The following is a 26,499-nucleotide window of genomic DNA, read 5'->3' as shown; positions in this document are numbered from 1 at the left end:
GGCGCCGGCGACCTGCCGCCAGAGATTCTGGCGCTCATCCGCTCCGCCGCACCCGCGTGGAGCGCGTCGTGGCAGCGCCGTTCCGCGACCCCGCGCAACACCATCTGCCTGTGGTACGACGGCGCCGCACTCGACGCCGCCCGCTTCTACGCCGCCACCTTCCCCGACAGCACCGTTGGCCACATCCTCCACGCCCCCGGCGACTACCCGAGCGGCAAACAGGGCGACGTGCTCACGGTTGAATTCACCGTGGCCGGCATCCCCTGCCTGGGCCTGAACGGCGGCCCCACGTTCCAGCACAACGAAGCCTTTTCCTTCCAGATCGCCACCGACGACCAGACCGAAACCGACCGCCTGTGGAACGCCATCGTGGGCAACGGCGGCCAGGAGAGCGCCTGCGGCTGGTGCAAAGACCGCTGGGGCGTGAACTGGCAAATCACCCCACGCGCCCTCACCCAGGCCATCACCGACCCGGACCGCGCCGCCGCCAGGCGCGCGTTCGAAGCCATGATGACCATGCAGAAGATCGACATCGCCGCGATTGAAGCAGCGCGGCGGGGTGAAGCGCCGGCACAGCGGTAGCGCACGTGCCGGCAAGCGGGATGTGATCATCTCTCGATGACCAGTTCGGCCGCGCTCCTCCCTCGGTTCACTTGCGCTTGAGGTCTGAACCGTCGGTGCGCACGTCCTTGTTGGCGTCCGCGATGTCCTGCGGCCGCGTCCCCACAGGCGGGTTCAGTGGCGGGCGATCCATGACGCCCGAGAACATCTGGTCGTAGCCCGTCACGCAGTTGTCGCGCACCGTCTGATACTCGGGACTCACCGGCTTGCCCTCGAAGGACTTGAAGCGCTCGGCCTGTTCCGGCGTCATGTGGCCGTGGTCGTGGCGTATGGGGGCATCCTTCATTACCTTGTCCTGCCCGGCGGCCAGCGCGGGCGAGCGGACGGCCTTGATGTCGAACGGCCGACCGTCAGGGAAAGTGCCCGTCTCGTGCTCGACCGTGCGCGAGGCTGGTCGCTGGCCAGTCTGTGGCGAGTGGCCGAGCACCGGTCCAACCCCATACTGCGCCTGCTCCGCAGGAGACGTTTGCAGCTGGATGTGCCCGGGGTCCCGCACACGACCTTTGGGATCGGTGACCGTCGGAGTCGCAACCGTGGAAATGGGGCGGCTCGAACCCGGGGGGGCCGCTGGCGCGGAAGGGTCGTTGCTCGCCGCGGTGCGGCCGGTTGCGCCGCTATTCGCCAGGGCAGACAGTGGCTGTCGTGGCACCAGGTTCGCGTCCGCAGCTGCGGTGCCGGACCGTGACGGTGGGACACCGTCTGGTGCCTGGGCACCGTGGCCGCTCGCGCGCCCACCGCTGGTACTGCTGCTGCTGCTGCGCTGCAACAGCTGGAGTGCGGGAGTGCTCGCCAGCCGTAGGGCATTTGAAGCGACCGTAGGGATGCGGCTGTACGTCATGTCTGTCTTCTTCGAGATGTCTTGCGCACAGTGTTCTTGCGTGGTGCACATGCGGTGGCGTGAATGCGAACGACATGATGCAGAGCCGAAATTGCGCACCGTTTCGGCGCGGCTTCGTTCGCGAATACATGGCTTCGTCCAATGTGGTGCGCACCCGGTGTGGGGTTCATAAGCTTCATGCAAGAGGTTGCCGACGGCCCTTCGTATCCATCCACATGCACGAGGAAACCCCATGACATCGACTTTTTCCACCGCTGCCGTGAACGCACCAGCAACGGATGCGGCCTACGCTGCGCTGCTGGCGCGAGCGCACGACCTGACCCGAGACGCATCCCAGGCCCTGGGCCTGAACACCCAGGCTGCGGCCCAGGCGGCGGTCGACGGTGGTGTGGTGCTCGATGGCGCGCTGGTCACCGTGTCTGCGCTGCCCCTGGACCCTGCCGATGGGCCGCTGGCGAACAGCAAGCTGATGGTGTCGGTGGACACCGGCCGCCGTCTGCAAGACCTGAGTGCGCAGGCCGCCGTGGAGCTGCTCGCTCAAGCGCCCGGCCTGCTTGCCGTGTTCGATGCGGCGATCGGCTGCCAGCCCGATGGTGCGATCGTGCTGCACCGAGTGATGAGCGTCGTCGACACGGCGGCCGGCGACCTGGCGCACAGCATGCGCGTCGCACGCCAACTCGCCCGGCTGCTCGACGTCGAAATGACCGCTGCGAAAGAGCAATGATGAGCATGTCCATTGTCACGGGCACGACGCCCACGCGCAGCCCGGAGCCCCTTGTTCCCTCGGGTGGCCGCACCAGCACTGCACCCTCCACGCCGCAGACCCAAGTGGCCCTTGAGGGCGCCCCGCCATCGCGGGTGGCGGCCATTGTCGATGGCGCTGCGGGCATGGCGCGCCGCGTGGGACTGCCGCAGGCAGCTGCCGCCGTGGCCGATTCCAGCGTGGCCCAGGCGCTCGGGGGTCTGGCGAGTGCCGTGGCGAAACCGGCTGCGTCACTGGCCGTGGATATCGTGGCCACTGGCATCAAGGGCGTGAAGCAGGCCGCTCAACCGTCGGCCTCGAGCCAGCCCCTGCAGGCCGCCTTGGGCGCAAACCTGGCGCAAGCCGATGCCCAGATGAGCGCTCACGAACAGGCGGTGGCGTACGGCAAGCACTCGGCGCAGATGCTCGACCGCGTGTTGCCGTTCGTGCTGTCGGTGGCGCGCATCGCCGTGGCCGGCACGTCCATGGCCTTCGGCCTGGGGCGCAACAGCGGCGCGGCCGCCGGTGATGCGGCCGCGCGTGCCGCTCGCGGCGCGGAGCAGTCGGGCGGTGTGATCAGCGGCAGTGCGGCACCGGCCTCGACCTTGTCTTCGGAGGCGGTGGGCCATTCGCTTGCAAGCGGCGTGAAGCAATGGGCGCTTGGGGCGGCCACCGGCGCTGCGGGAAACCTGGCCGGGCAGTTCGTGGTCACGCCGGTGCTCAACCTGATGCCGCGGCAGTTCAACCCCATCGACGCGCGTGCCGTGGTGCCGGATGAGACCGTCGCCCTGATGAACCAATTGAAGCCGGGTTCCGGCAACGAGTTGCGTGACCAGGTCAAGGCCAACCAGGGCGAGATCACGAACATCTCCAGCGCGAGCAACGTGAAGTTGGGCCAGATTTCATTCGATGCCATCACAGCGGGCCGCTTTGCCATGCAGGGCGCCACACCGCTCGGCGTGGCCGGGCAGGTGAGTGTGGGCCTGGCCGTGTCAGCCACAGCGGGCGCGGCGATCGGCGCCACCATGGCGGTTCGCCAGTCGGTCGCGACGATGGACATCCCGAAGATCGATGACTTGCGTCAAGCGGTTGCGGCGGGTCTGGCCGATGGCCCAGCGATGCTGGCCCAGGTGCCGACGAACGCCGTGCCGCTGTTCTTTGCCAAGCACATGGGCGCTGCTGCGCCTGCTCAAGCCGGCCCACTCGACATCGAGATGGGTGGCGCTGCGGTGGCCTCAGGCGCGGAACAGCGCAGCCGGATGGCAGAGATCCGAGACACGCTCAAGGCTGTCGGCAACGGGCTGACCAGCGTGGTGAGCGTTCCTGCCGCCGCTGTGAAACAAGCCTTTGTCGCCGGCCCGCTGGCCGAACCGCTACCGACGACGCCGGGTGCGGAGAGTGCCAGCACGGCGAACCGGGTCCGGCACACCGTGGACAACGTCGTGGCCAGCGGTGTGCGCCGGGCGGGGGAGATGGCGGCTGCAACCGTGGGAACCAGCGCCGCTGCCACCGTCACGAACATGCTTGCCAGCGCGGTCGAGGGCCCCGCCCAGCGTGCGGTGCTGGCATTGGGCAATGCGGTGGGCATCCACGCCGCGATCAAGCCCTGGTTCGATGCGCTCGCAAAAGACATCCCCGCCGGGGACAACGCCATGAAGGCCAAGCGCCAGGAAAGCGTCGACGCGCAGGCCACTCAACGCCCGCTGGTGTAAGGCACCGGGGCAGCCTTCAGGTCAGTGCATGAAGGTGGCGGTCAGCCCCAGCCCGTCGTGGTCTGGGTTGCCTAGAGCGCGCGGTTGAACACGCTTTCGATCGACGCGCAGAGACCAGCGTTCTGCTGCGTGCGTCCATGACAGGTTGAGCTGTGCGCCGTCCGGCAGGCGCAGCTCTGCCGGATCAGCGCACGGATTGGGCGCAGCGACCCAGCTCGACGAGTAGGCGCGACATGCGAGGCCTACACTGTGGCGCGCCGACTTGGCCCCGGCGCAGTCGATAGCGGGCCAGCCGTAATTGCGCCCGGGCGCCGTGATCGCCTTCGGTGGTGATGCGCACCACCTTGCCGTTTCCCCGCGTCACGTCCTGTGCGAACTCGCGCTGCTCGACGCTCTCCCGATCACCCAGCATGACGAAGAGATGGCCTTCGCGGTCGAGCGCCATGCGCGAACCAAAGTGCATGAGGCCGCTGACCTTCGGCAGCTGACGGTAGATGACCTCAGGGTTCGCAAGATCCTGATCGTCGGTCATCTCCGCACGCACCGCCGCCGTGCCGTAGGTCGCTACGGACGCTTCAGTGACCGTGAAGTAGAGCCGTCGGTTGCTGGCGAAGTCCGGGTCCACCGCCACGTCCAGCAAGCCGGTGTGTTCCGAACCCCGAACGACATTGCGGAAAGCGGCGTGATTGAGGTACATGTAGCTTGAGCCGTCGGCTTCGTACAGGCGCACGTAGACGTCGCGCACCACAACGACGAAACGGCCGTCGGGCAGAAACGCCATGGCCGAAGGATTCCCCACCGCGACAGGCAGCTCGGCCACGGGGACAGGCTCGGTGGTGCGTTTGAACTTGGGACCATCACCGCCACCGCACGCGCTCAGCAGCCCCAACGCAAGCACCGAGGCGAGCAGCAAGGTGGGCGATAGTCGCATGGGCGCAATTGTCTGAACGCATGAGGAAAAAGGTCCGTGCGCTCCGCACATTGAATGCGCCGCTGGTCGCCGCGCCGGCCTTTCCTGGGGATTTCCATCGGCTAGAGTGCGGTCAACTGCTGTTTCCAGGATCATTGCCCATGATCGAGCCACCTGCCACTTCCAACACCGTCTTCAACGATCCCCAGGCCGTTGCCAACTACGCCCAGGGCCCGCGCCGCAACGTGCCCGGGTTCGACAGCCTGCTGCAAATGACCCGCGTGCTGCTGGCTGAACGCGTGCCGCCCCAAGGCCGCGTGCTGGTGGTGGGCGCGGGCGGCGGGCTTGAACTGGAAGACCTTGCAAAAGCGCATGCCGGCTGGCAGTTCGACGGCGTGGACCCGAGCGCAGCCATGCTCGACCTGGCCGCCCGCCGGCTGGGGCCGTTGGCATCACGCGTGGCACTCCACGAAGGCTATGTGCAAGACGCCCCCGCCGGCCCCTTCGACGGCGCCACCTGCCTGCTCACCTTCCACTTCGTCCCGGCCGAAGAGCGGCCGCCCATGGCCCGACAGATCTACCAACGCCTGAAGCCCGGCGCACCCTTCGTGGCCGCACACATGAGCGTGGAGGGCGGCGCACAAAGCGAGGAGCGCGACCGCTGGATGTCCCGCTACGCCGCCTACATCACTGCATCAGGCGTGACGCCAACGCAGGCCAACGCGGCGCGTGAAAACGTGCAGCGCGAGCTGCCGGTGCTGACGCCCGCACAGGACGAGACCATTCTTCGCGAGGCCGGGTTCCGCGATGTTCAGCTGTTCTACGCGGGGTTCACGTTCCGGGGCTGGGTGGGGTATGCCTGATCTCTTGCACTCGCGATGCTTAACTGCGTGGAAATTGCATTAATTGCAGTGCTTGCTCGGTCCTTTGTGAGCATTCGTGGCGGCCAGTGAAGGGTCGCTCTGCAGCGATTGCGGTCGGTGGGCGTTGCCAGGCGTACTCAACTTGACTGCCTCGAAGCGGCTGTTGATCAATACGCCCGGCGCTGGCCCGAGTGGCGGCTGTGGGACGTGTTGCAGTCATAGGGCCTCTGCGGTCTGGAAGGCGCCGCGCCACGGAACGCTTCTCCACACTTGGACTGGCGACCCCGGCCCTGAGCGAAGTAGCATCTCAACTGCGGTAAGACACTAGCGGTAACGAGGAGAGGCACCCAAATGGACAGCAAAGCAGTAACCAAGGAAATTCGAGGGCGGATTTGGCCACTGCTAAAAGAGCAGGGATTCACGAGGTTCAGCTCAAGGACTGCATGGCGAGATAGCGAAGGACAAGTTGATGTCGTCAACTTCCAGTCGTTCAACCGATACAACGCAGACGTCATGGGCGTGACACCTTTTTCGTTCTCCGTGAACTTAGGCTGCTATCTGACCTACGTCCCGCCGACGTGGCCGCCCAAGACAAAAGAGGGACAGCTCATGCCCCAAGAATCCGAGTGCAATTTCAGGGGTAGGCTCAGCCCGACAGTCTCACAGCCCGGAAGTAAGCAAAGCGGCGTATGGTCAGTCGACAACGAAGGAAGGAACCTTCCGTGGAGTATTCAGGACGTGGTTGGACAGCTTCCCGAGGTTCACCGGTGGTTTGGTAGGCTCAGCGACCGCAGCGAAGTTCTGCGAGTGCTTCTTGAGGACGGCGAAGACATGGAATTGCTCTGGGGCTTTGGAAGGCGCCCTTCGCCTATCCGGTCTTACATGACGGGCTATGTTGCCCTCAGCATGGGAATGCAAGACTTAGCCCGCGAGAAGCTCGATGAGGCTGTGGCATCGAAGTGTTTCACCGCGCTATTCGATAGCGTGGAAGGAGCCATAAACCGTGCCATCTGACGCCCTGTCGCGACTCGAACGAGGTGAGGACGCTTGGCAAGATCTGTGGAACGATCTTCACCATCAAGGAGATGTTGACGAGGCTTCGTATGCCGCCGTCCCTCACCTGGTCCGCATAGCAGCGGAGACAGATCGGCGCGACTGGAACTTCTACGGGCTCGTATCCACGATTGAGGTCGAGCGGCACAGAACAAGTAACCCGCCGCTGCCCGGTTGGCTCATTGACGACTACCAAGCCGCATTGCAGCAGATGCAGGCCCTTGCTTTGATTGATTTGCCGTTGCGAGACGATGATTTGACGGTACAAGCGATCCTGGGCGCACTTGCATTGTGCAAGGGTCAGATCAAGCTCGGAGCACTGGTGTCTTCATTGGACAGTTCGGAGCTTGACGAGCTGGTCGAAGAGAAGTTGGCGTGGGATGAACTTTACAAATAGCGACGGGAGCAGTGAAAAGCGAGGGCAACGTCGATAGTCGGCCAGGAGCGGACGTTCAAGGAGGTAGCGATGCGTATCCGAGAGTTCAGCGCGGAGCTAGATTCCGATGTAGTCAGGACATACATCTGCGAGCTCCAGGACTTTGGTCGCGCGCAGGATGCGAGGATGCCCCCCGGGTGCCAGATTTCAAGTCGATACCTCGCCGACCTACAGGAGAAGTGCGCCATGTGGAAAGGCGCAATTTTCGTCGCCGAGTCGGGAGGCCAGGTTGTTGGCTTTATCTCGGTACTTGCTGCTGTTCCTGTTGCCGAGCCGCTTGACGGTGTGACCCATGAGGCCAGAGTTGTAGACCTCTATGTTGCCGATTCAGCTCGTGGTCACGGTTTGGGGAAGATGCTGATGACTCGCGCTGTCAGTTTCGTTGCTTCTCACTCGGCTCGATGGCTCCGAGTCTCAGTGTTTGCTCGAAATACGTCGGCGCTTGAGCTTGCCGTCGGGAGCCTCGTCATAGGCCCATCCGTTGGAGAATACGCGATCAATCCAGCCTTTGAGCTGGCCGGGAAACGACCACCAGTTGACGGGGTAGACAAGCACAAGTGCGTCGGCCCGGTCAATACGCGCCTGCTCGCGCAGGACGTCCGATGGCACGGGCTTCTGGAGAAGATAGGCGCTGCGGTCTGCCTGATTGAAAGTCGGGTCGAAGCCTTCTGCGGCGATGTCGGCGATCTCGACGCTGTGGTCGCCTGATGCCGTTATACCTTCGGCGAACGAGCGCCCGATGGCGTGGGTGAGAGACTGGGGGTCTGAATGACTGATGACAATGAGAGCGTGCATGCTGGTTCCTTGAGGTTGAGATGTAAACTACCTTTGGTAGATTACTTATCGTAGGTTACCTTTGGTAGGTTATAAATGTCAAGCAAACAACCCAAGTTGTCGGTTCAAACCACTGCGAAGAAGCGCCTGCCCAAGGAGGACCGAAACCGCCAGCTCATGGCGAATGCATGGGCCATCGTGAGGAGCGAGGGAACGGACGCGCTCACGCTGGGCTACCTGGCGGAGCGCGCTGGTGTGACGAAACCCGTCGTGTACGACCATTTCGGCACACGAACCGGCTTGCTCGCCGCCCTCTACGGGGAATACGACAGCCGGCAACACGCACTGATGGACGAGGCGCTGAGTGCGTCCGCAAAGTCGCTCCCGGCCGTTGCAAGGGTGATCGCCAGCGCATATGTGAACTGCGTCGTGGAAATGGGCCGCGAGATGCCCGGCATCAGCGCCGCGCTGGCCGGGTCGCCGGAGCTCGACGCCGTGAAGAAGAAGCACGAGGCCGCGTTCTCGGCGAAGTGCCAGGCGGCGCTCCAGCCGTTTTCGAAACAGCCAATTGGGCCCGCAGGCATGCGCGCCATGCTGGGAACAGCGGAGGCTGTGTCATTTGCGGCGGCCGCAGGCGAGCTCGATCCGGTGGATGCAGAGGACGAGATCTACGACGCCATTCTGCGCATCACGCGGAGGAAGTGAAAGCGGTGCCTGCATGCGGGTGCGTCGCCGCTTGTTCATCCAGGGTGAGCTTTCAGGCCAACCCAAAAGCCAGCATTTCAAAAACAAGCAATTGCGAGCGCACGTGCTCAGCTCTCGATCAAGACCAGCCCCACCACGCTTGAAGTGATTCCCGCGAGAAAAAGAAGACGCAGTGGCGAAGCCGATTCACCCAGCGCCAGGATTCCGGCAAGTGTTACGCCAACAGCACCGATACCCACCCATACCGCATAGGCCGTGCCAACGGGGAGATGGCGCAGGGCGACGGACAGACCCACGAAGCTCAGTGCTGCAGCCACGATGTCGACGATGCCCGGGCCCCAGCGGCTCCCGCACCGATGTCGACGCGCTCTACAAGAAAGTCAAGAAAGGCGCGCACACGCAGCGGCAGGTACCCGCCTTGGCCGACGTATATGGCATGGACTTCCTCGCTGTCGCCTGGATTGAAGTCTTCGAGCACGGGTCGCAATCGACCGGCGGCGACGTCTTCGCGCACCTGAAAGGCGGCCAGTCGCGCCAACCCCACGCCGGCGAGCGCCAGGCGACGCAGCACCTCGCCATCACTGGCCTGTGCGTTACCGGTCACCGGCACCACGACGTCCTCGCCACCTTGCCGCAATGGCCAGCCCGGCTGGGCACGCACGTAGTTCGCACCCAGACGATTGTGTTGGGTCAAATCCTGCGGTGTCAACGGCGTGCCATGACGCGCCAGATAGCCGGGAGCGCCCACGATGACCATTCTTGTTTGACCGAGCTTGCGCGCCATCAGGTTCGAGCTCTTAAGCGGACCGGCTCGCACCGCCACGTCGGTGCGTTGCTCCAGGATATCGATGACCTCATCGGTCAGCACGATGTCCAGAGTCATGCCCGGATGGCGTTCCAGAAATTCCGGGACGAGCGGTAGCAGGAAATGGTGTCCGAACGGCACATTCGCATTCACTCGCAGCCGCCCACGCGGTGCTGAGCGCTCACTGACGCAGCGTTCTGCTTCGTCCAGGTCGGCCAGGATGCGCACGCCGCGTTCATAAAAGGCACAGCCTTCCGGGGTGAGTTGAAGCTGTCGCGTGGACCGGTTCAACAGTCGTGTCCCCAGACGCTGTTCCATGCGCGAAATCAGCTTGCTCACGGCGGAGGGTGTCATCCCGCAGGCCCGGGCAGCGGCAGAAAAACCGCCCAATTCAATGACGCGGGTGAGCACCTCCAGCTCACCAGATCGGTTGACTTCCAAGCGGGCCATGCCGCCTCCTTGTGAGTTCAAGTCACATGTGTTTTTCCAGGCGGCAGTCTAGTCCATTTGAGTCGTTGAATTCATTATTTGGTCTTCTTCAGGCCATGAATTCACAAACATGAACACCGTCTCTTTCTCCATGTCCGCCGTCAAAGCCGTGTTGACTCTCGCGCTTTTGACATGTGCCGTCCTCGGTGGCTCCCCCGCAATTGCGACTGCGGCCACTGCAAACTGGGTAACGACCTGGCAGGCCAGTCCTCAACCCACGTGGGGACCGGACTTCCTCCTCCCCACCAACGTTCCACCCGTGCTGCACCACCAGACAGTGCGCCAGATCGCGCGCGTCAGCCTGGGTGGGGCACGTCTGCGCATCGTGTTGTCCAACGCTTTTGGTCGGCAGCCACTCGTCGTGGGCGGGGCCACTGTCGCAATGCCGGGGGCGGGCAGCACCGTGATCCCTGGCAGTGTGCGCCGCGTGACCTTTGGCGGCCAAGAGGCAGCGACGATCCTGCCAGGCGCATCACTGCTCAGTGATCCTGTTGAGTTGCCGATCGCTGCGCTCGAGCAAGTCGCCGTGAGTCTGTATCTGCCTGAAGCGACGCCGGTAGCCACCTTCCATTGGGACGGTCGCCAGAGCGCCTGGATCGTCCCCGGCAATCAGACTCTGGCCCGGGAACTGAGGGCGGGACACGAATCCGTGCTGAACACCACGGCGCGCCTTCTTCTGACAGGGATTCAGGTGGAGACGGCGCAGACACCGCGCGCGTTCGTGGTGCTTGGCGACTCCATTTCCGACGGGGCCACCGCGACCTTGGACAAGAACAGTCGCTGGCCAGATTTTCTGGCCACTCGTCTGGCTCCGCATGGCGTGGCCGTGGTCAACGCGGGCATTTCGGGTGCCCGCCTGCTGTCCGATGGCATGGGCGTCAACGCCCTGGCGCGGTTTGACCGCGATGTGCTGGCCCAGCCGGGTGTGCAAAGCGTCATTGTGATGCTGGGCATCAACGATATCGCCTGGCCTGGCACCGCGTTCGCGCCGACCAGTCTGCGGCCGACACTGGAGACCCTGCAGGCAGGCTATCGCCAGTTGGTCGCACAGGCCCATAGCCATGGCGTCCGTGTGATCGGCGCGACGCTCACGCCATTTGAAGGCGCTTTGCCCGGTACACCCCTGGACAACTACTACCACGCCGACAAAGACGCCTTGCGGCGGCAACTGAACGACTGGATCCGTGACAGCGGTGTGTTCGATGCGGTGATCGACTTCGACGCGGTGCTGCGCGACCCCGCCAATCCGGCCCGCCTTGGCGCGCGTTTCGATTCTGGTGACCGGCTGCACCCCGGAGACGAAGGCAACCGCGCGATGGCCGATTCCGTTGATCTTGAAACCTTGCTGAAGGGCATCGGTACGCCGAACGGAAGCATGCCGACCACCAAACAGGAGCGCTGAATCATGCTGTTCGAGTCTTACCGCCTGGGCAAGCTGAACCTGAGCAATCGCATCGTGATGCCCCCGATGACGCGTTCGCGCGCGGGGACCGGAAACGTCCCCCCACCGCTGATGGCGACGTATTACGCCCAGCGCGCCTCTGCCGGCTTGATCGTCAGCGAGGGCACGCAGATCAGTCAGCAAGGCCAAGGCTACGCCTGGACCCCCGGCATCCACAGCCCCGAGCAGGTGGCCGGCTGGCGCTGCGTGACCGATGCCGTGCATGCCGCCGGGGGCCACATATTCGCCCAGTTGTGGCACGTTGGCCGGGTTTCTCACGTGTCGATGCAACCGGGCGGCGCATCGCCGGTGTCGTCTTCTCCACTGACGGCCGAAGGCGTCAAGGTCTTCATCGACCCCGAGGGCCTTGGACCTCAAGCCGGCGTCGGTGTCATGGTGCAGCACTCGGCGCCGCGCGCTCTGAGCGAGGTTGAGATCATGCAGGTGGTGCAGGACTTTGCCGCCGCTGCACACCATGCCTTGGAAGCCGGTTTCGACGGCGTCGAACTGCATGCTGCAAACGGCTACCTCATCAATCAATTCATCGACTCCCGGGCGAACACCCGCACCGACGGCTATGGCGGAACGCTGCTCAAGCGGCTGCGCTTCCTGCGCGAAGTCACGGAGGCGGTGGTGGCCGTGGTGGGGCGCGAACGCGTCGGCGTGCGTCTGGCACCGCTGACAAGCTTGCAAGGCACCGTGGACGACACCCCCCAGGCCACCTACTTGGCAGCGGCCAAGCTGCTTGATGAGATCGGCGTTGCTTACCTCCACATTGCCGAAGCCGATTGGGAGGACGCACCCGAGATGCCGCCAGCGTTCAAGGAGGCGCTGCGCCTCATCTACACCGGCACGCTGATCTATGCCGGCAAGTACTCGGCCGAACGCGCCGAAGTGGCCCTGCGCGAGGGCTGGGCAGATTTGATCGGGTTTGGCCGCCCGTTCGTTGCCAACCCCGACCTGCCGGCGCGCCTTCGCCACGGTTGGCCACTTCAGGAACCCGATGCCCGTCTTTTCTTCGGCGGTGGCGCGGCGGGCTATGTGGACTATTCGACGCATGGCAGTGATTTGCCGTCCTCAAATGGGCGACCTCCCACAGACACCACCTGAAACATACCGTTCAGTATGGTATTCTTTCCGCCACACGAAACAACTTCAAAGGAGCGTTTCATGTGGGCATACCAAAAAGCCGGCTGGTTGCTGGTGGCGATCGGGATCATTCATTGCGGCATCGGACTCATCCTGGGCTGGGAGATCCTGGCGGCCTGGCACGACGCCGGGTGGTGGCACAGCATCGAAGGCGTGGACACCCTGCACATGGACCGCTTCGCGGTGCTGTGGTTTCAGGTGGCGGGCCTGGGCTGGATCGCGCTGGGCTGGCTCATGCAGCAGTGGCTGCAGCGGTTCGGGTCGCTGCCTGTGGCGCTGGGTTGGGCTTTGCTCGCCACGGGTGTGCTGGTGGCCTATGTGCTGCCCATTTCAGGGGCCTGGCTGTTCATGCCCCTGGGATTGCGCGTCGCCCTGCCGCCCCGCACCGCACTGAATCCGGCATGAGGCTCCCATGCAATTGAGCCGCACCGACTGGCTGGAACAAGGCCTGCACCTGCTGAGCACCGAGGGCCCCCAGCACCTGAAGATCGACACCTTGTGCAAGGTGCTGGGCGTCACCAAGGGCTCGTTCTATCACCACTTCAAGCACCATGCCGCCTACGTGAGCGCCCTGCTCGAGTACTGGAAAACCACCTACACACAGCAGCTCATTCAGGCGGTGGCGGGCATCGATGATCCATACGCTCGCAGTCAGCGACTGAGCGAACTGGTCTACCAGAAAGACATGCGCCCCGAAGTGGCCATGCGAGCCTGGGCCAACAGCCATGCCGAAGTGGCCGCCACCGTGCGTGAGGTGGATGCCCAGCGCCTGGCGTACTTGGTGGAACTGGCTCAGCGCATGGGCGCCTCCGACGCACAGGCCGTGATGCTGGCCAAGATGGCCTACGCGCAGCTGGTGGGCATGCAGCACCTGCAGGCGTTCATTTCACCTGCAGATGCCGTGCAGATGGACCACGCGCTGCAAGCCATGGCATTCGCCAACATGGGGAACCCCTCGTGAGCACCGCGGGTGGTCCGGTGAGCGCCTGGGTCTGGGCCGCCGGGCTGGATTTCCTGGCGGCCGCATTGCATGTGGGCATCGTGCTGGGTGGCCCTGCCTGGTACCGGTTCTTTGGTGCGGGCGAAGCCATGGCGCGCATGGCCGAACGCCGCCACCCATGGCCCACGGTGGTCACGCTGGCCATCGCCACGGCCTTGAGCCTGTTCGGTGCTTACGCCATGACGGCGGGTGGTCACTTTCCCGCCCTGCCCGTGCCACAGGCAGCACTCATGGCCATCACCGCCATCTATGCGGTCAGGGCCTTTGCGCCGTTGTTGCTTGTGCCGGTGCTGGCGCCCATGCGCACACGCTTCATGATCGTGTCTTCACTGATCTGTGGCGTCTACGCGCTCGCCCACGGCATGGCCCTGGTCACTTGAAACCGGACCGCTTGCAACAGCGGCCCGTCACTCACAGCTTCTCCGTCTCCCCCGCCTTGGGTTGCCACTTCATCAGGTGCTTCTCGATGCGCCCCACGGCGGCGTCGAGCACCAGTGCGAAGGTGGTCAGCACCAGGATGCCGGCCATCACGGTGTTGATGTCGAACTGGCCTTCGGCCTGCAGGATCAGGTAGCCCACGCCCTGCGAAGAGCCCAGGTACTCGCCCACCACCGCGCCCACAAAGGCCAGGCCCACGCTGGTGTGCAGCGAGCTGAACACCCAGCTGGTGGCGCTGGGCAGGTACACGTGGCGCAGCAACTGCTTGCGGTTGGCGCCCAGCATGCGCGCATTGGCCAGCACCACCGGGCTCACTTCCTTGACGCCCTGGTAGACGTTGAAGAACACGATGAAAAACACCAGCGTTACCCCCAGCGCCACCTTGGAGCCCATGCCCAGGCCGAACCACACGGCAAAGATGGGCGCCAGGATGATGCGTGGCATGGAGTTGAAGGCCTTGATGTAGGGCTCCAGGATGGCCGATGCCATGGGGCTGAGCGCCAGCCACAGACCGCCACCCAGACCGGCACCGGCACCAATGGCAAACGCCATCACCGTCTCGGCCAGGGTCACCCACAGGTGCTTGTAGATGTCGGCGTCGGTGACGAACCAGACCCAGATGCGCTGGAAGATCTTCAGTGGTTCTCCAAAAAAGAAGGCGGCCTGGCGGTCGTTCTCGAACATGAAGGTGGGCACCAGGCCCGGCTTGGTCATCACATGCCAGAACACGAACAGCATCACCAGAATGCCGACTTGCCAGATGCGCAGCGTGGCTGCGCGGGGTTTGATCAGATTCCACATGGTTTGGGTTTCATTTTCGGTGCCGCGCGTCACGCGGCTTTCAGCAGCTGTTGCTGGTAGCCCTTGAGCACTTCCTCGCGCATCACGCTCCAGATGGCGGCGTGCAGCTCCATGAAGCGCGGCGTGGCCTTCACCTCGGCCACGTCGCGCGGCCGGTCGATGTCGATATGGAATTCACCAATCGGGTGGCTCGCCGGGCCGGCGCTGAGCACCACCACGCGGTCGCTCATCGCGATCGCCTCATCAAGGTCGTGCGTGATGAACAGCACGGCTTTCTTCTTCGATTGCCACAGTTCCAGCACCTCGTTCTCCATCAGCTGCCGGGTCTGGATGTCGAGGGCAGAAAACGGCTCGTCCATCAGGATGATGTCTGGGTCCAGCACCAGGGTCTGCGCCAGGCTGGCGCGCTTGCGCATGCCGCCGCTCATCTGGTGCGGGTAGCGGTCGCCAAAGCCACCCAGGCCCACGCGGCGCAGCCAGTCGTCGGCCTGCTGTTGCGCCTCGGCCTCGGGAACGCCACGGAACTGCAGGCCGGCCAGCACGTTGTCGCGGGCGGTGCGCCAGGGCATGAGGCTCTCGGTCTGGAACATGTAGCCGGCGCGAGCGTTGATGTCGGTGAGCGGTTCACCGAAGATGCGCACCGACCCCTTGCTCGGCGTCAGCAGCCCGGCTGCCACATTGAGCAGCGTGCTCTTGCCACAGCCGGTGGGGCCCACCACGCTCACAAACTCGCCCGCACCCACGGTCAGCGACACGTTCTCCACAGCGGTGTAGCGCTGGCCGGGTGCGTCCTTGCTGATGAAGGTGCAGGCCACGTCCTGCAGTTCGATGGCTGGATGTTGCATATAAAGAAAAGATGTTCAAGCGCCAAGGCAATGTCCAAGGACACCGAGGAACCGGCTCTGCCGGGCCTCAGGTGTCCCCCCCCTCCCAGCAGGGGGTGACGGCCCGCAAGGGCCGGCGCGGGGGGTTACCTAAATTTTTGATTGGCTTTCTGAGCAAACGCATTGGTGTAGACCGCAGCCAGATCCAGCTTGGCCTTGGCGAGTTCGGCGTCCACACTGGCCAGTGCCTTGAACGCGGTGTCGGCGCCCCGGACGGGGAACGTACCGTCGGGCGACAGCGCCTTCTGTGCAGCCAGGAAGCCGTCGATGTAGATGGAGCGGTCGCCCAGCAGGTAGCTCTCGGGCACCACCTTGATGATGTCGCCCGGGCCGGCCTTCTGGATCCACTTGTTGGCCCGCACCATGGCGTTGGTCATGGCCTGCACGGTGTTGGGGTTCTTGTCGATGAAGGACTGTGGGCAGTACAGGCAGCCTCCGGGCATGGGACCGCCAAACACCTTTTCTGCTTCGCTCACGATGCGCGTGTCCGAGATGATCTTCAGATCGCCCGAGCGTTGCAGCAAGGTGATCACCGGGTCGAGGTTGCTCATGGCGTCGATCTGGCCCGCGCGCATGGCGGCCACCGCGCCGCTGCTGGCGCCCACGCCCACAAAGCTCACGTCGCCGGGCTTCAAGCCGACCTTGGCCAGCGCAAAATTGGCCATCACGTTGGTGGAGCTGCCTGGTGCGGTCACACCGATCTTCTTGCCCTTGAGGTCGGCCACACCCTTGAAGTTGGGCATGGTCTTGGGGTTGTAGCCCAGCACGATCTGAGGGGCTGCGCCCTGCAACACAAAGGCGCGCATGGGCTGGCCCTTGAACTGCATGTTGACCGTGTGTTCGAAAGCGCCAGAGACGACGTCGGCGCTGCCGCCCACCACCGCAGCGAGCGCGCGCGAGCCGCCAGCAAAGTCCACGATGGTCAGGTCCAGCCCTTCGTCCTTGAAGTAGCCCAGCTGTTCGGCGATGGTCAGCGGCAGGTAATAGAAGAGGTTCTTGCCGCCCACCGCGATGGTGGCCTTGGGCTTCTCAAGTCCCTGGGCGAAGGTGAAGGTGGGCAAGGTGGCCGCGGCAAGGCCGCCGGCAATCAGATCGCGTCTTTTCATGCTGTGTCTCCTGTTGTGATGTGAACCGGTTGACCCTGCAAGGGGTGCCGGACCATGATAGTCCGTGACCGCCGCCCGATGGGTCACGGGGGTATCAGGGTTGGCCCTATGCCCAAGGCCAGACCCGGCGCGAAGCGATTCCATCCAGCAACACCGAGGATCCGGCTTCGCCGGTCCAAAGGTGTGCCCCCTGCAGGGGGTGACGCCGAAGGCGGCGCGGGGGTGGGTTCTACCCCACGGGCAGGCCGTCCATGAACACCTTGAGTTCGTCGGGCTCGAACGCGGCCCATTGCTCGTTGCTGGTCAGCGGTGTGGTGACGACCACCGCAGCGCGGTCGCCGGGGTGGTTGAGTTCGGCGAAGTTCACGGTCCAGTCACGGTCCATCAGCGTGGCCTGCGCAAACGGGTGCTGGCGCACCAGCCAGTGCAGCTTGGTGCTGCAGTGCGCCCACAGCGCTTCGCCGTTCGAGAGCAAAAAATTGAAAGTGCCAAAGCGGCGTACCTGCGGAATGAGCTCGCGCAGGGTCAGGGTGAGCTCGTGCACGTCGGGCAGGCTGGCGTGCGACTTGGCCAGTTCCTGCATCAGCCAGCAGAAGGCGCGCTCGCTGTCGGTGGTGCCCACCGGGCGGAAGTGGCCGTGCAGCGGCGGAAAATAATCCTTGAGATCGCCGTTGTGCGCAAACACCCAATGCCGGCCCCATAGTTCGCGCACGAACGGGTGGGCATTCTCCAGGGCCACTTCGCCAATCGTGGCCTTGCGCACGTGGGCGATGATGTTGCGGCTCTTGAGTGGGTATCGCTGCAGGAACTCCGCCATGGGCGACTGCGAGGCACTTTCGTGGTCGACAAACAGGCGCAGGCCCTTGCCCTCGAAGAAGGCGATGCCCCAGCCATCGGCGTGGTGGTCGGTGTTGCCGCCGCGCTGGCAGAAGCCGGTGAAGCTGAAGGAGGCGTCGGTGGGGGTGGCGCAGTTGAGGCCGAGCAATTGACACACTAGAGAGACCCCCCTGCGCCGCTGCGCGTCTTCCCCCCTGGAAGGGGGGGCCACGCCAGTGGCCCGGCAAAGCCGGTTCCACGGCGTGTGCTTGAGGAAACCCTTCGCTCCGGCCAGTTGTGCGTCTGGGGGCTGCCCCCTTCGCCGCTGCGCGCCTTCCCCCTTGGAAGGGGAGACCACGCCGGTGGCCCGGCAAAGCCGGCTCCACGGTGTGTGCTTGAAGGAGCCTTTCGCTCCGGGCGGCTGTTCACACGCATTGCTGTTCCTGAGGGTGAGGGGCTCATTGTCCTCCAGTCTGGCGCTCGCGAAGACGCAGCGCCGCCACAATCGCCAACCCACAAATCACCGCCAGCATGACAAAGGTCTCATTGAACGCCGCCATGCGGGCCGGGCTGGTGGTGCCGGTGTCGAGCAGCGCACCGTGGGCGGCCACGCGCCATTCCAGCACGATGCCGCAAAGGCTCACGCCGGCCGCGCCGCCGAGCATGCGCAGGAAGTTGATGACGCTGGAGCCCTGCGGGATGAAGCTGCGGTCGAGGCCGCGCATGGCGCCGATGTTGAGCGAGGGCAGGATGAAGCCCAGGCCAATGCGGCCCAGGATGGCCCAGGTAATGAGCAGGGGAATGATCTGGCCCGGGCGGCTCAGGTCAATGGACACCATGAGCGCGAACGAGGCGGCCAGCAGCACCAGGCCAATGCTCACCAGCCGGTGTGTGGGCTGGCGGTCGGCCAGGCGGCCCACGATGGCGATCGTGACCGCGAGCACCAGGCCTGCCGGCAGCAGGATGGTGCCCACGTACGAGGCCGACAGGCCCAGGCCCATCTGCATGTAGACCGGCAGCAGGTAGGTGGAGCCGAACAGCGCAATGCCGTAGATGAAGGCGACGATGCTGCCCATGGCAAAACGCCGGTCGTTGAACAGCGACAGGTTCATCAGCGGGTCGACGCCTTCCTCGGGCTGGCGGCGCCGGGCCTTGAGGGTGCGCCGCTGCAGCCATACAAAGGTCAGCAACAGCAACGCGGCCACGCCCATCAGCACCATGCCGGTGACCGGTGAACCGCCCTGAAGTTCCACCAGCCCGTTGAGCAGGCACAGCGTGCCCGCAGCGGCCAGCGTCAGGCCGCGCCAGTCGAGTGCGGCGCCTTGCGGGTTGGCCGCCACGCCGCCCGGCGATGTGGTGGGCACGAAGCGTTTGGCCAGGTACAGCGAGGCCAGGCAGAACGGCACCACCATGAAGAAGATGGACCGCCAGCCAAACCCATCGACCAGCACGCCGCCGATGCTGGGGCCAATGGCCGGCGCCAGCACCACGCCCATGCCGAAGATGCCGCTGGCGCGCCCCTGCTCGTGCGGTTCAAAGGCGCGCAGGATGATGATGGCCGGGATGGGTTGCACCACGCCTGCGGCCAGACCTTCGGCCACGCGCGCGGCCAGCACCAGCGGGAAGTCGTTCGCAAAGCCACCCACCACACCGCCCACCAGCAGCAACCACATGCAGCCCGAATACGTGCGGCGGTAGCCGTAGCGCGCCAGCAGCCAGGGCGTGGTCAGCATCGACACCGTCATGGCGGCCATGAAACCGGAGGTCACCCACTGCGCGCGTTCCTGCCCAAGCGCGAAGTGCTGGCTCATGTCCGGGATGGCCACGTTGACGATGGTGGACGACATGATGGCCGCCATGGTACCCACCATCACCGACAGCAGCAGCAACCAGCGGTAGCGCTCGCCATAGCGTTCGCGCAGGGTGGGCAGGGTGTGGTCGTCGGGCTTCATGGGTGCGGGTTGCAGGGGCTTCGAGCTTATCGGGTTTGCACCCGGCGATGTCTGCAACGGTCAGCGTGGCTGGGCGCTGGGCTTGCGGTGCAGCTGCAGGCGATCAAGCCCTTCATCGGTCAGCTGCAGTGCGGCCCTGTGCTTCGGCCGCAAAGCGCGCCACGCAGTCTGGGCAGATGCAGGCCTTGCCCGCGGATTCAGTGGGAAGACGGGCCATCAGGTCCGGGCTGAAGGAGGCGGACACGCACCAGCAAGGCGGCTGTTGCACCCCGGTTTCCCGTTCGACTTCCATGGCGCAGCGGTTGTCGCCGCCGCACAGGGGGCAACGCGTCGGGTCAAAGCCGCTGGCGGGTGGGGGAGGGTGGGATGTGGGTTTCATGGGGGTTCGGTCTCCGGTCTACGCGGAAGGGTGGGGCGCTGTGGTAGCTTCGAAAGGCCATGCCACATGTTCCATTCCTCCGCTTTTTCGCATTCGTTTTTCTTGCATTGTGGCTTGGGCAAGCCAGATTCGGGGCACAGGCCGCTGAACCCGATCCCCGCACCGTGCCCGACACCATGGCCCAGCGCATGCAGGCCTGCACCCTGTGCCATGGTGCCCAGGGCCGCGCCACCAGCAGCGGCTACTTTCCGCGCATTGCCGGCAAGCCGGTGGACTACCTCTACAACCAGCTCCTGCATTTCCGCGACGGGCGCCGGCAGAACGAAGGCATGGCCCGTTTGCTGGACAACCTGTCCGAGGCGTACCTGCGCGACATCGCCGCGCACTTCGCCGGTCTGGACCTGCCTTACCCGCCGCCGCAGCCACCGGCCGTGTCGCCCGAGGTGCTGGCGCGAGGAGAGGCGCTGGTGCGCCAGGGTGATGCGGAGCGCGGCATTCCTGCCTGCATGGCTTGTCACGGGTCGGCACTCACGGGTCTTGGGCGGGCGATACCGGGTCTGCTGGGCTTGCCCCGCGACTACCTGATCGGCCAGATGGGTGCGTGGCGAACCGGTTTGCGTCGGGCCAGCCAGCCGGACTGCATGGGCGAGATCACCCGGCGCATGTCGGCTGAGGAGGTGAGCGCGGCCGCCAGCTGGCTTGCCGCGCAGCCCCTGCCCGCGAACACCCGTGCGGCGCCCGCAACGGACCAGGCCTTGCCCATGGCCTGTGGCAGTCACGCGCAGCAGGGGAGCCGCCCATGATCGAGCGCATGAAGGCCTCTGGCGGTGCATCGCGCGTGGCGCGCCGCTTCCTGTGGCTGGCGGGGGGGCTGAGCGTGCTGATGCTGGCCGGTGCTGCCGTGGCGCTGGTGTCCCAGCTCGCCGTGCCCGCGCTGCCGCCGGCGGCCGACCCGGCACCGGCGGCATCGCCTCAACTGGTGGAGCGCGGCGCCTACCTCGCCCGCGCCGGCAATTGCGCGGTCTGCCACACCGAACGCGGCGAGGCGCCCTACGCCGGCGGTGTGGCCATCGCAACGCGCTTCGGCCGTGTCTACCCGGGCAACCTCACGCCCGATCCCGAACACGGCCTGGGGCGCTGGAGCGCCGACGCCTTCTGGCGCGCCATGCGCCACGGCCAGTCGCGCGACGGGCGCCTGCTCAACCCGGTGTTTCCCTACACCAGCTACACCCACATCACCCGTGTAGACAGCGATGCGCTCTACGCCTTCCTCCAGAGTCAGGCGCCGGTGTCCCGACCCAACCCGCCTCATGCGCTGCGTTTTCCGTTCGGCACGCAGACCGCACTGGCGGTGTGGCGGGCGCTGTATTTCGACCCCGAGACGGCGCTGCCACAGCCTGGGCCGGCGGTGGATCCGTCCCGCGCAGCCGAGTGGCTCCGTGGCGCCTACCTGGTGCGGGGCCTGGGCCATTGCGCGGCCTGTCACGCCACACGCGACAGGCTGGCCGGGGTGTCCAGCGGGGCCGAATTCACAGGCGGATTGATGCACGAGCAGGGTTGGTACGCGCCTTCCCTGCACGACCGTCGCGAAGGCGGTGTGACCGACTGGCGCGAAGACGACGTGGTGCGTCTGCTGCAGACTGGCGTGGCGCGAGACGCATCGGCCTCCGTGATGGGGCCCATGGCCGAAGTCGTGTTTCACAGCACCCAGCACCTCAATGAGCCCGATCTGCGCGCCATGGCCGTCTACCTTCAGGGCCTTGAGCCGCGGGTGGCCGCGCCGCCTGCGAAGGCAGCGCCCGCTCCATGGGATCGCGAACTGGGCCAGCGCCTGTACGAAACCCACTGCATGGACTGTCACGGAGCGGGGGGTCAGGGTGCGCGCCATGCCTACCCGCCGTTGGCGGGCAACCGGGCCGTGCTCATGGACTCGCCGGTGAATCTGGTGCAAGCCATTCTGAGCGGAGGCTTCGCGCCGACCACCGAAGGCCATCCCCAGCCATTTGGCATGCCCCCGTACCGCACACTGCTCACCGATGTCGAGATTGCCACCGTGGCGTCCCACGTCCGCCGGTCGTGGGGCAACCAGGCCAGTGCGGTGACGCCGCTGGAGGTGAGCAAAATTCGTTAACCCCCCGCGCCGCTTCGCGTCCCCCCTGAAAGGGGGACACACCCTGTGGCCTGGCAAAGCCAGTTCCACGGGTGTTCTGGAAGAAGGCACCTCGCGCCGGAGACCTCCTCATGTCGAGTCTTCGAGTTGGGTTCATCCGTCGCGCAGGCGATGGCGATGGCGCGTCTTGAATCCTAAGATGGTGGCCATGAACACCACCACCGCCTTCACATCGGATTCACCCTCGCCACCCGACGGCCGCATCACCTGCGAAGTGCAGGACGGTGTACTGCTGATCGGCATTGACCGGCCCGCCAAACGCAACGGGTTCACGCCGGCCATGATGGCGGCGCTGGCCGAGGCTTATACGCAGCTGGACGCTGACGCAGCGCTGCGGGTGGGGGTGCTGCATGCGCATGGCGATCACTTCACGGCCGGGCTGGATCTGCCGAGTTTTGCGCCGCTCATGCAGCGCGGTGAGCGGGCCGTGCCGTTCGGGCTGGTGGACCCCACCGACCTGGGGCGTGCCGGCTACCGGCGCCGCAACAAGCCGATGGTGGTGGCGGTCAAGGGCATCACCTTCACGCTGGGCATCGAGCTGATGCTGGCAGCCGACATCGTGGTGGCGGCAGACAACGGGCGGTTCTCCCAGCTGGAGGTGCGGCGCGGCATCATGGCCACCGGTGGCGCCACGCTGCGCATGGCCGAGCGGGCGGGACTGGGCAATGCCATGCTGCACCTGCTCACCGGCGATGAGTTCGACAGCGCCGAGGCGCTTCGCCTGAACTTCGTGCAGCGGGTGGTGCCCGCCGGTCAGGAACTGGCCGAGGCCGTGCGCATTGCCCGTGCCATTGCCCTGCAGGCCCCACTGGCCGTGGTGGCCACACGCCACAGTGTGCTGAAGGCGCTGGAGCACGGCCCGCTGGTGGCCATGGGCGAGTTCGAGACCGTGCAGCAGCGCCTTTCCAACAGCGAAGACGCCAAAGAGGGCGTGCGCTCCTTCATCGAAAAACGACCGCCCAAGTTCACGGGGCATTGAATGCGGGTGCAGTTGACGGGGAACGCTGCTCCTACACTGCCTTGATGCCTTCCCGCTCCCGCCGCTTCGCTCCCTTGATCGCTTTGGCCGCCGGGGCCGCGCTGCTGCTGGTGTCCGGCTGCGCCGCCTGGCGCATCGGGCAAGCGGCCGACCTGGCTCGCCAGAGCGAGCCGTTACAGCACCGCCCTGCAGACACCGCATTGCGGCTGCTCATCGTGGGCGACAGCACCGGCGTGGGCACCGGGGCCAGCTCGCCCCAGACCAGCCTGGCCGGCCTGCTCGCCAGCGCCTACCCCAGGCTCCACATCGACAACCGCGCAAAGGATGGCGCCACCTTTGAAGGTGTGGTGGAGCAACTGGCTGGCGATGAGCGCTACGACCTGGTGCTGATCCACGCTGGCGGCAACGACGTGATCCGCCTGCGCAGCGAAGACGACATGCGCGCCGACATAGACCGCGCCCTGCAACTCGCCCGCGCGCGCAGCGAACGTGTGCTGGTGATGCCCGCGGGCAACGTGGGCAATGCCCCGTTCTTCATCGCGCCGGCCTCCTGGTACATGACCTCGCGCGCCCGCACCTTGCATGCCCTGGTACGCGAATCCGCCCAGCGTCACGGCGCGGTCTACATCAACCTGTTCAAGGAAGCGGCCAACGATCCGTTTGCGCAGCAACCCGGGCTGCATGCGGTGGACGGCCTGCACCCCAGCGACGCCGGCTACCGCCTGTGGTTCGACGAGCTGATGGCGCAGGCCGGGCTGGACGAGGTGCTGGCGCCGGCCCGCTGAGCCGACCCGGGCCATTTCACACCGCCGCCACCGCCCCATCGCTGCGTGGATCGGCCGCGCCTTCGATCACGCCATTGGGATGGCGCACCAGAGCCCCCGCATGACCCATGGTGTCGCTGAAGGCTTCATTCAGTACCTCCACATCGTGACCAGCGGCCTTCAACTGCTCAACGACGACGGCATCGAAGCGGCACTCCAGCTTGAGTGACGTGGTTTCGCTGCCCCAGGTTCGACCCAGCAGCCAGCGCGGGGCGGTGACGGCCTGCTGCAGGCCCTGGCCGAAGCGCGCGTAGCGGGTGAACACCGCAGCCTGCGTCTGCGGCTGGCCTTCGCCACCCATGGTGCCGAAGGGCATCACGCGGCCGTCGTCGAACAAGGCCATCGAGGGGTTGAGTGTGTGAAACGGCTTGCGCCCGGGCTCCAGGGTGTTGAGGGCTTTCGGGTCCAGCGAGAAGCTGGTGCCCCGGTTCTGCCAGCACACGCCGGTGTCACCCAGCACCACGCCCGATCCGAATTCCCAGTACACGCTCTGGATGAAGCTGACCGCCCGGCCCTGCGCGTCCACGCAACCCATCCAGATGGTGTCGCCGGGCTTGGCCAGGTCGGGCCAGGGCAGGGCGCGCTGCATGTCGATGTCGGCGGCGAGTGCGTCGAGTTTTTCAGGGGTGAGGAAGTCCGCCGGGTTGGCCGGCAGGCGACCGGGGTCGGTCACCACGCGCTCGCGCACGCGGAAGGCCCGTTTGGTCGACTCCACCAGACCGTGCAAATGGGCAAAGCCCTCGCCCTCGGTCACGCCCAGTCGCTCGAACAGCCCCAGGATCATGAGCGCCGACAAACCCTGCGTGGGCGGCGGAAGGTTGTAGACCGTGCTGTCGTTCAGCCGCACCGCCAGCGGGTCGACAAACTGGGCCCGGTAGGCAGTAAGGTCGCTGGTGCGCAGCGGGCTGCCCACGCGCTCCAGCTCGGCGCCCATGCGCTGGGCCAGTTCGCCGCGGTAGAAATCGTCCAGCCCGCGTTCGGTGAGTTGCCTGAGCGTGTGGCCCAGAGCGGGGTACTTCAATACTGCGCCCGGTTCGGGCGCATCGCCCTTGGTTAAAAAAGTTTCGGCAAAACCGGGTGCGTCTTTCAGGCCGGGCAGCTTTTCGCGCGTCAGCTGGGACTGGCTGGCGGTCACCACCACGCCGTTGTGGGCGTGGTCGATGGCGTTTTGCAGCAGCCGCGACAGCGGCATCGAACCGCCCCAGCGGCTGGAAACTTCCAGCGCCTTCTGCCAGCCACCAATGGTGCCGGCCACGGTCAGCGCGGCCTGGGGACCGCGCGCCGGGATGGCTTTCTGCCCGGCATAGAAAGCCGGTGTGGCCAACGCCGCAGCCGGGCCACAGGCGTCAATGGCCACTGGCACCTTGCCCGGCTCATGGATCAACCAGAAGCCATCACCGCCAATGGCATTCATGTGCGGGTACACCACCGCAATGGTGGAAGCCGCCGCCACCATGGCCTCGACCGCATTGCCGCCGTCGCGCAACACATCGCGTGCCCCCTGCGCGGCCAGATGATGCGGCGCCACGGCCATGCCGCCGAGGGATTTGAGGGTGTGGATCATCGGAGTCTCTCTTTCTTGACTGACAGGAAAAGCAATAGGCGTTCAAACATCATTCCGGCGCGAAATGCCTCCCTCCAGGGCACCCGTGGAACCGGCTTCGCCGGGCCACAGGGTGCGTCCCCCCTCGAAGCGCCGCAGGCGCGCAACAGAGGGGGGAAGCTGCGTCAGCAGCGCAGGGGGGAGTCACAGCATCCCGTAAAACATTCGCAACGAAGTAAGAGCGAGAAACGCCGCAAACACTTGCCGCAGCCGCCGTGCATCGATGCTGTGCGCCAGCTTCGCGCCAAAACCCGTGGTGAGCATGGTGGCCGGCACGATCAGCGCCATGCCCAGCAGGTTCACATAGCCAACGCTCAGCGGCGGGCGCAGCGGCACGCCCAGTCCGTTGTACAGAAAAGCCAGCGCGCCGGGAAAGCTGATCACCATGCCCAGCATGGCGCCGGTGCCCACGGCGGTGTGCATGGGCACGCGCAGCGCATTGAGGATGGGCACACTGAGCGTGCCGCCGCCAATGCCCATGAGCGTGGAAATGCCGCCGATACCGGCGCCCAGCAGCGCGGTGCCAGCCGTGCCGGGCAGGCCGTTGCCCACGGCAAAGCCGTCTTTCTTGAACGCCATGTTCAGCGCCACCACCAGGCCCACCGTGGCAAACACGGCGGTGAGCACCGCACCACTGAGGTAACGGCTGGCGATCGACCCAGCGATCACGCCCACGATCACCGATGGCATCAGCCGCTTGATCAGCGCCATGTCCAGGCTGCCTTTCTTGCGGTGGGCGCGGCTGGACATGATGGAGGTGGGAATGATGGTGGCCAGCGAGGTGCCCACCGCCACGTGCATGCGCACGGATTCGTCGATGCCCAGCAGCGTGAACAGGTGATAGAGCACCGGAACGATGACGATGCCCCCACCCACGCCCAGCAGTCCGGCGAGCGTGCCGGCCACCAGGCCGGTGGCAAGCAGGGCCAGCACCAGTCCGATCAGCCAGGCCGCACTGTATTGGTCAAAGAAAGCCATGGGTCTCCGTCGTTGTTGTTGAGAGGTGGTT

29 protein-coding genes and 1 pseudogene are annotated in these 26,499 nt (G+C 65.4%); 17 read left to right on the top strand and 13 right to left on the bottom strand.

What is annotated here, in order from left to right:
* The first annotated feature begins 36 nt into the window (after nt 1-36).
* Nucleotides 37-582 carry a VOC family protein gene (locus J2W49_RS08450; RefSeq protein ID WP_310315197.1) on the top strand — a complete coding sequence of 182 codons (546 nt, stop codon included), beginning with the start codon at nt 37-39 and terminating at the stop codon, nt 580-582.
* Nucleotides 583-649: 67 nt separating this feature from the next.
* Here J2W49_RS08450 and J2W49_RS08445 read toward each other — a convergent pair whose 3' ends face one another.
* On the bottom strand, nt 650-1,117 hold the full coding sequence (locus J2W49_RS08445) for a hypothetical protein (protein WP_310314296.1): 468 nt from the start codon (nt 1,115-1,117) through the stop codon (nt 650-652).
* A gap of 574 nt (nt 1,118-1,691) precedes the next feature.
* On the opposite strand from J2W49_RS08445, the gene J2W49_RS08440 reads away from it, so the two are divergent.
* Both J2W49_RS08440 and J2W49_RS08435 read left to right on the top strand, forming a co-directional pair.
* Entirely contained in the window at nt 1,692-2,183 is a 492-nt protein-coding gene (locus J2W49_RS08440; protein WP_310314293.1) for a type III effector protein chaperone, read from the top strand.
* Between the two features lie 5 nt (nt 2,184-2,188).
* On the top strand, nt 2,189-3,913 hold the full coding sequence (locus tag J2W49_RS08435) for a type III effector protein (RefSeq protein WP_310314290.1): 1,725 nt from the start codon (nt 2,189-2,191) through the stop codon (nt 3,911-3,913).
* Between the two features lie 184 nt (nt 3,914-4,097).
* On the opposite strand, the gene J2W49_RS08430 is transcribed toward J2W49_RS08435, so the two are convergent.
* Nucleotides 4,098-4,844: a PQQ-dependent sugar dehydrogenase gene (locus J2W49_RS08430; protein ID WP_310314288.1), complete on the bottom strand. Its 747-nt coding sequence runs from the start codon at nt 4,842-4,844 to the stop codon at nt 4,098-4,100.
* A gap of 140 nt (nt 4,845-4,984) precedes the next feature.
* Here J2W49_RS08430 and J2W49_RS08425 point away from each other — a divergent pair, with 140 nt between their 5' ends.
* The 4 genes and pseudogenes from J2W49_RS08425 to J2W49_RS25735 all read left to right on the top strand — a co-directional run.
* Nucleotides 4,985-5,686 (top strand): class I SAM-dependent methyltransferase, encoded by a 702-nt coding sequence (locus J2W49_RS08425; protein ID WP_310314286.1) that lies wholly within the window; start codon nt 4,985-4,987, stop codon nt 5,684-5,686.
* Between the two features lie 351 nt (nt 5,687-6,037).
* On the top strand, nt 6,038-6,700 hold the full coding sequence (locus J2W49_RS08420) for a DUF4304 domain-containing protein (protein ID WP_310314284.1): 663 nt from the start codon (nt 6,038-6,040) through the stop codon (nt 6,698-6,700).
* Entirely contained in the window at nt 6,690-7,136 is a 447-nt protein-coding gene (locus J2W49_RS08415; RefSeq protein ID WP_310314281.1) for a hypothetical protein, read from the top strand. Before J2W49_RS08420 ends, J2W49_RS08415 begins: the two co-directional genes overlap by 11 nt.
* A gap of 69 nt (nt 7,137-7,205) precedes the next feature.
* Nucleotides 7,206-7,565: pseudogene (locus tag J2W49_RS25735) on the top strand (GNAT family N-acetyltransferase); the annotation flags it as partial.
* Between the two features lie 24 nt (nt 7,566-7,589).
* Here the strand turns inward: J2W49_RS25735 and J2W49_RS08410 are convergent.
* Entirely contained in the window at nt 7,590-7,970 is a 381-nt protein-coding gene (locus tag J2W49_RS08410) for an NAD(P)H-dependent oxidoreductase (RefSeq protein WP_310314279.1), read from the bottom strand.
* Between the two features lie 75 nt (nt 7,971-8,045).
* Here J2W49_RS08410 and J2W49_RS08405 point away from each other — a divergent pair, with 75 nt between their 5' ends.
* Complete coding sequence (locus tag J2W49_RS08405) at nt 8,046-8,654, top strand: TetR/AcrR family transcriptional regulator (protein WP_310314277.1); 609 nt, start codon at nt 8,046-8,048, stop codon at nt 8,652-8,654.
* Between the two features lie 107 nt (nt 8,655-8,761).
* Here J2W49_RS08405 and J2W49_RS08400 read toward each other — a convergent pair whose 3' ends face one another.
* Nucleotides 8,762-8,971, bottom strand: a complete 210-nt coding sequence (locus tag J2W49_RS08400) for a DMT family transporter (protein WP_310314273.1) — start codon at nt 8,969-8,971, stop codon at nt 8,762-8,764.
* Complete coding sequence (locus J2W49_RS08395) at nt 8,956-9,909, bottom strand: LysR family transcriptional regulator (RefSeq protein ID WP_310314270.1); 954 nt, start codon at nt 9,907-9,909, stop codon at nt 8,956-8,958. Before J2W49_RS08395 ends, J2W49_RS08400 begins: the two co-directional genes overlap by 16 nt.
* 109 nt (nt 9,910-10,018) lie before the next feature.
* Here J2W49_RS08395 and J2W49_RS08390 point away from each other — a divergent pair, with 109 nt between their 5' ends.
* The 5 genes from J2W49_RS08390 to J2W49_RS08370 are packed head-to-tail and all read left to right on the top strand — an operon-like array spanning nt 10,019 to nt 13,918.
* The gene (locus tag J2W49_RS08390; protein ID WP_310314267.1) at nt 10,019-11,350 is read left to right on the top strand and encodes an SGNH/GDSL hydrolase family protein; all 1,332 of its coding nucleotides are present in this window, start codon (nt 10,019-10,021) and stop codon (nt 11,348-11,350) included.
* Between the two features lie 3 nt (nt 11,351-11,353).
* The gene (locus J2W49_RS08385; RefSeq protein WP_310314264.1) at nt 11,354-12,499 is read left to right on the top strand and encodes an alkene reductase; all 1,146 of its coding nucleotides are present in this window, start codon (nt 11,354-11,356) and stop codon (nt 12,497-12,499) included.
* Between the two features lie 60 nt (nt 12,500-12,559).
* On the top strand, nt 12,560-12,943 hold the full coding sequence (locus J2W49_RS08380; RefSeq protein WP_310314261.1) for a DUF6463 family protein: 384 nt from the start codon (nt 12,560-12,562) through the stop codon (nt 12,941-12,943).
* A 7-nt stretch (nt 12,944-12,950) separates the two neighbouring features.
* On the top strand, nt 12,951-13,499 hold the full coding sequence (locus J2W49_RS08375) for a TetR/AcrR family transcriptional regulator (protein ID WP_310314257.1): 549 nt from the start codon (nt 12,951-12,953) through the stop codon (nt 13,497-13,499).
* On the top strand, nt 13,496-13,918 hold the full coding sequence (locus J2W49_RS08370; protein ID WP_310314255.1) for a hypothetical protein: 423 nt from the start codon (nt 13,496-13,498) through the stop codon (nt 13,916-13,918). Before J2W49_RS08375 ends, J2W49_RS08370 begins: the two co-directional genes overlap by 4 nt.
* Nucleotides 13,919-13,949: 31 nt before the next feature.
* On the opposite strand, the gene J2W49_RS08365 is transcribed toward J2W49_RS08370, so the two are convergent.
* The 6 genes from J2W49_RS08365 to J2W49_RS08340 all read right to left on the bottom strand — a co-directional run bounded on the left by J2W49_RS08365 (nt 13,950) and on the right by J2W49_RS08340 (nt 19,914).
* Nucleotides 13,950-14,777 (bottom strand): ABC transporter permease, encoded by an 828-nt coding sequence (locus J2W49_RS08365; RefSeq protein WP_310314251.1) that lies wholly within the window; start codon nt 14,775-14,777, stop codon nt 13,950-13,952.
* Between the two features lie 29 nt (nt 14,778-14,806).
* Nucleotides 14,807-15,622: an ABC transporter ATP-binding protein gene (locus J2W49_RS08360; RefSeq protein WP_310314247.1), complete on the bottom strand. Its 816-nt coding sequence runs from the start codon at nt 15,620-15,622 to the stop codon at nt 14,807-14,809.
* Between the two features lie 125 nt (nt 15,623-15,747).
* Nucleotides 15,748-16,767: an ABC transporter substrate-binding protein gene (locus J2W49_RS08355; protein ID WP_310314243.1), complete on the bottom strand. Its 1,020-nt coding sequence runs from the start codon at nt 16,765-16,767 to the stop codon at nt 15,748-15,750.
* Nucleotides 16,768-16,996: 229 nt separating this feature from the next.
* Nucleotides 16,997-17,761 carry a class II glutamine amidotransferase gene (locus J2W49_RS08350; RefSeq protein ID WP_310314240.1) on the bottom strand — a complete coding sequence of 255 codons (765 nt, stop codon included), beginning with the start codon at nt 17,759-17,761 and terminating at the stop codon, nt 16,997-16,999.
* 280 nt (nt 17,762-18,041) lie between these two features.
* On the bottom strand, nt 18,042-19,535 hold the full coding sequence (locus J2W49_RS08345) for an MFS transporter (RefSeq protein ID WP_310314237.1): 1,494 nt from the start codon (nt 19,533-19,535) through the stop codon (nt 18,042-18,044).
* 112 nt (nt 19,536-19,647) lie between these two features.
* The gene (locus J2W49_RS08340) at nt 19,648-19,914 is read right to left on the bottom strand and encodes a cysteine-rich CWC family protein (protein ID WP_310314235.1); all 267 of its coding nucleotides are present in this window, start codon (nt 19,912-19,914) and stop codon (nt 19,648-19,650) included.
* A gap of 164 nt (nt 19,915-20,078) precedes the next feature.
* Here J2W49_RS08340 and J2W49_RS08335 point away from each other — a divergent pair, with 164 nt between their 5' ends.
* The 4 genes from J2W49_RS08335 (at nt 20,079) to J2W49_RS08320 (ending at nt 23,848) form a co-directional block, all read left to right on the top strand.
* A complete protein-coding gene (locus J2W49_RS08335; protein ID WP_310314233.1) occupies nt 20,079-20,717 on the top strand; it encodes a c-type cytochrome in 639 nt (212 codons plus the stop codon).
* Nucleotides 20,714-22,045, top strand: a complete 1,332-nt coding sequence (locus tag J2W49_RS08330; RefSeq protein ID WP_310314230.1) for a c-type cytochrome — start codon at nt 20,714-20,716, stop codon at nt 22,043-22,045. The genes J2W49_RS08335 and J2W49_RS08330 overlap by 4 nt, the downstream gene beginning before the upstream one ends.
* 178 nt (nt 22,046-22,223) lie before the next feature.
* Nucleotides 22,224-23,063, top strand: coding sequence for a crotonase/enoyl-CoA hydratase family protein (locus J2W49_RS08325; RefSeq protein ID WP_405001003.1), 840 nt, complete (start codon nt 22,224-22,226; stop codon nt 23,061-23,063).
* A 44-nt stretch (nt 23,064-23,107) separates the two neighbouring features.
* Nucleotides 23,108-23,848 carry an SGNH/GDSL hydrolase family protein gene (locus J2W49_RS08320; protein WP_310314225.1) on the top strand — a complete coding sequence of 247 codons (741 nt, stop codon included), beginning with the start codon at nt 23,108-23,110 and terminating at the stop codon, nt 23,846-23,848.
* A gap of 16 nt (nt 23,849-23,864) precedes the next feature.
* Here the strand turns inward: J2W49_RS08320 and J2W49_RS08315 are convergent, their stop codons facing one another.
* Together J2W49_RS08315 and J2W49_RS08310 are read right to left on the bottom strand one after the other, a co-directional pair.
* Nucleotides 23,865-25,451 carry a gamma-glutamyltransferase family protein gene (locus J2W49_RS08315; RefSeq protein WP_310314223.1) on the bottom strand — a complete coding sequence of 529 codons (1,587 nt, stop codon included), beginning with the start codon at nt 25,449-25,451 and terminating at the stop codon, nt 23,865-23,867.
* Between the two features lie 183 nt (nt 25,452-25,634).
* Nucleotides 25,635-26,468: a sulfite exporter TauE/SafE family protein gene (locus tag J2W49_RS08310; RefSeq protein WP_310314220.1), complete on the bottom strand. Its 834-nt coding sequence runs from the start codon at nt 26,466-26,468 to the stop codon at nt 25,635-25,637.
* Nucleotides 26,469-26,499 lie beyond the last annotated feature (31 nt).

It is taken from the genome of Hydrogenophaga palleronii, assembly GCF_031457455.1.
Lineage (GTDB): Bacteria > Pseudomonadota > Gammaproteobacteria > Burkholderiales > Burkholderiaceae_C > Hydrogenophaga > Hydrogenophaga palleronii_A.
The sequence above is the reverse complement of the archived record's forward strand: the minus strand, read 5'-3'. Positions and strand labels throughout refer to the sequence as shown.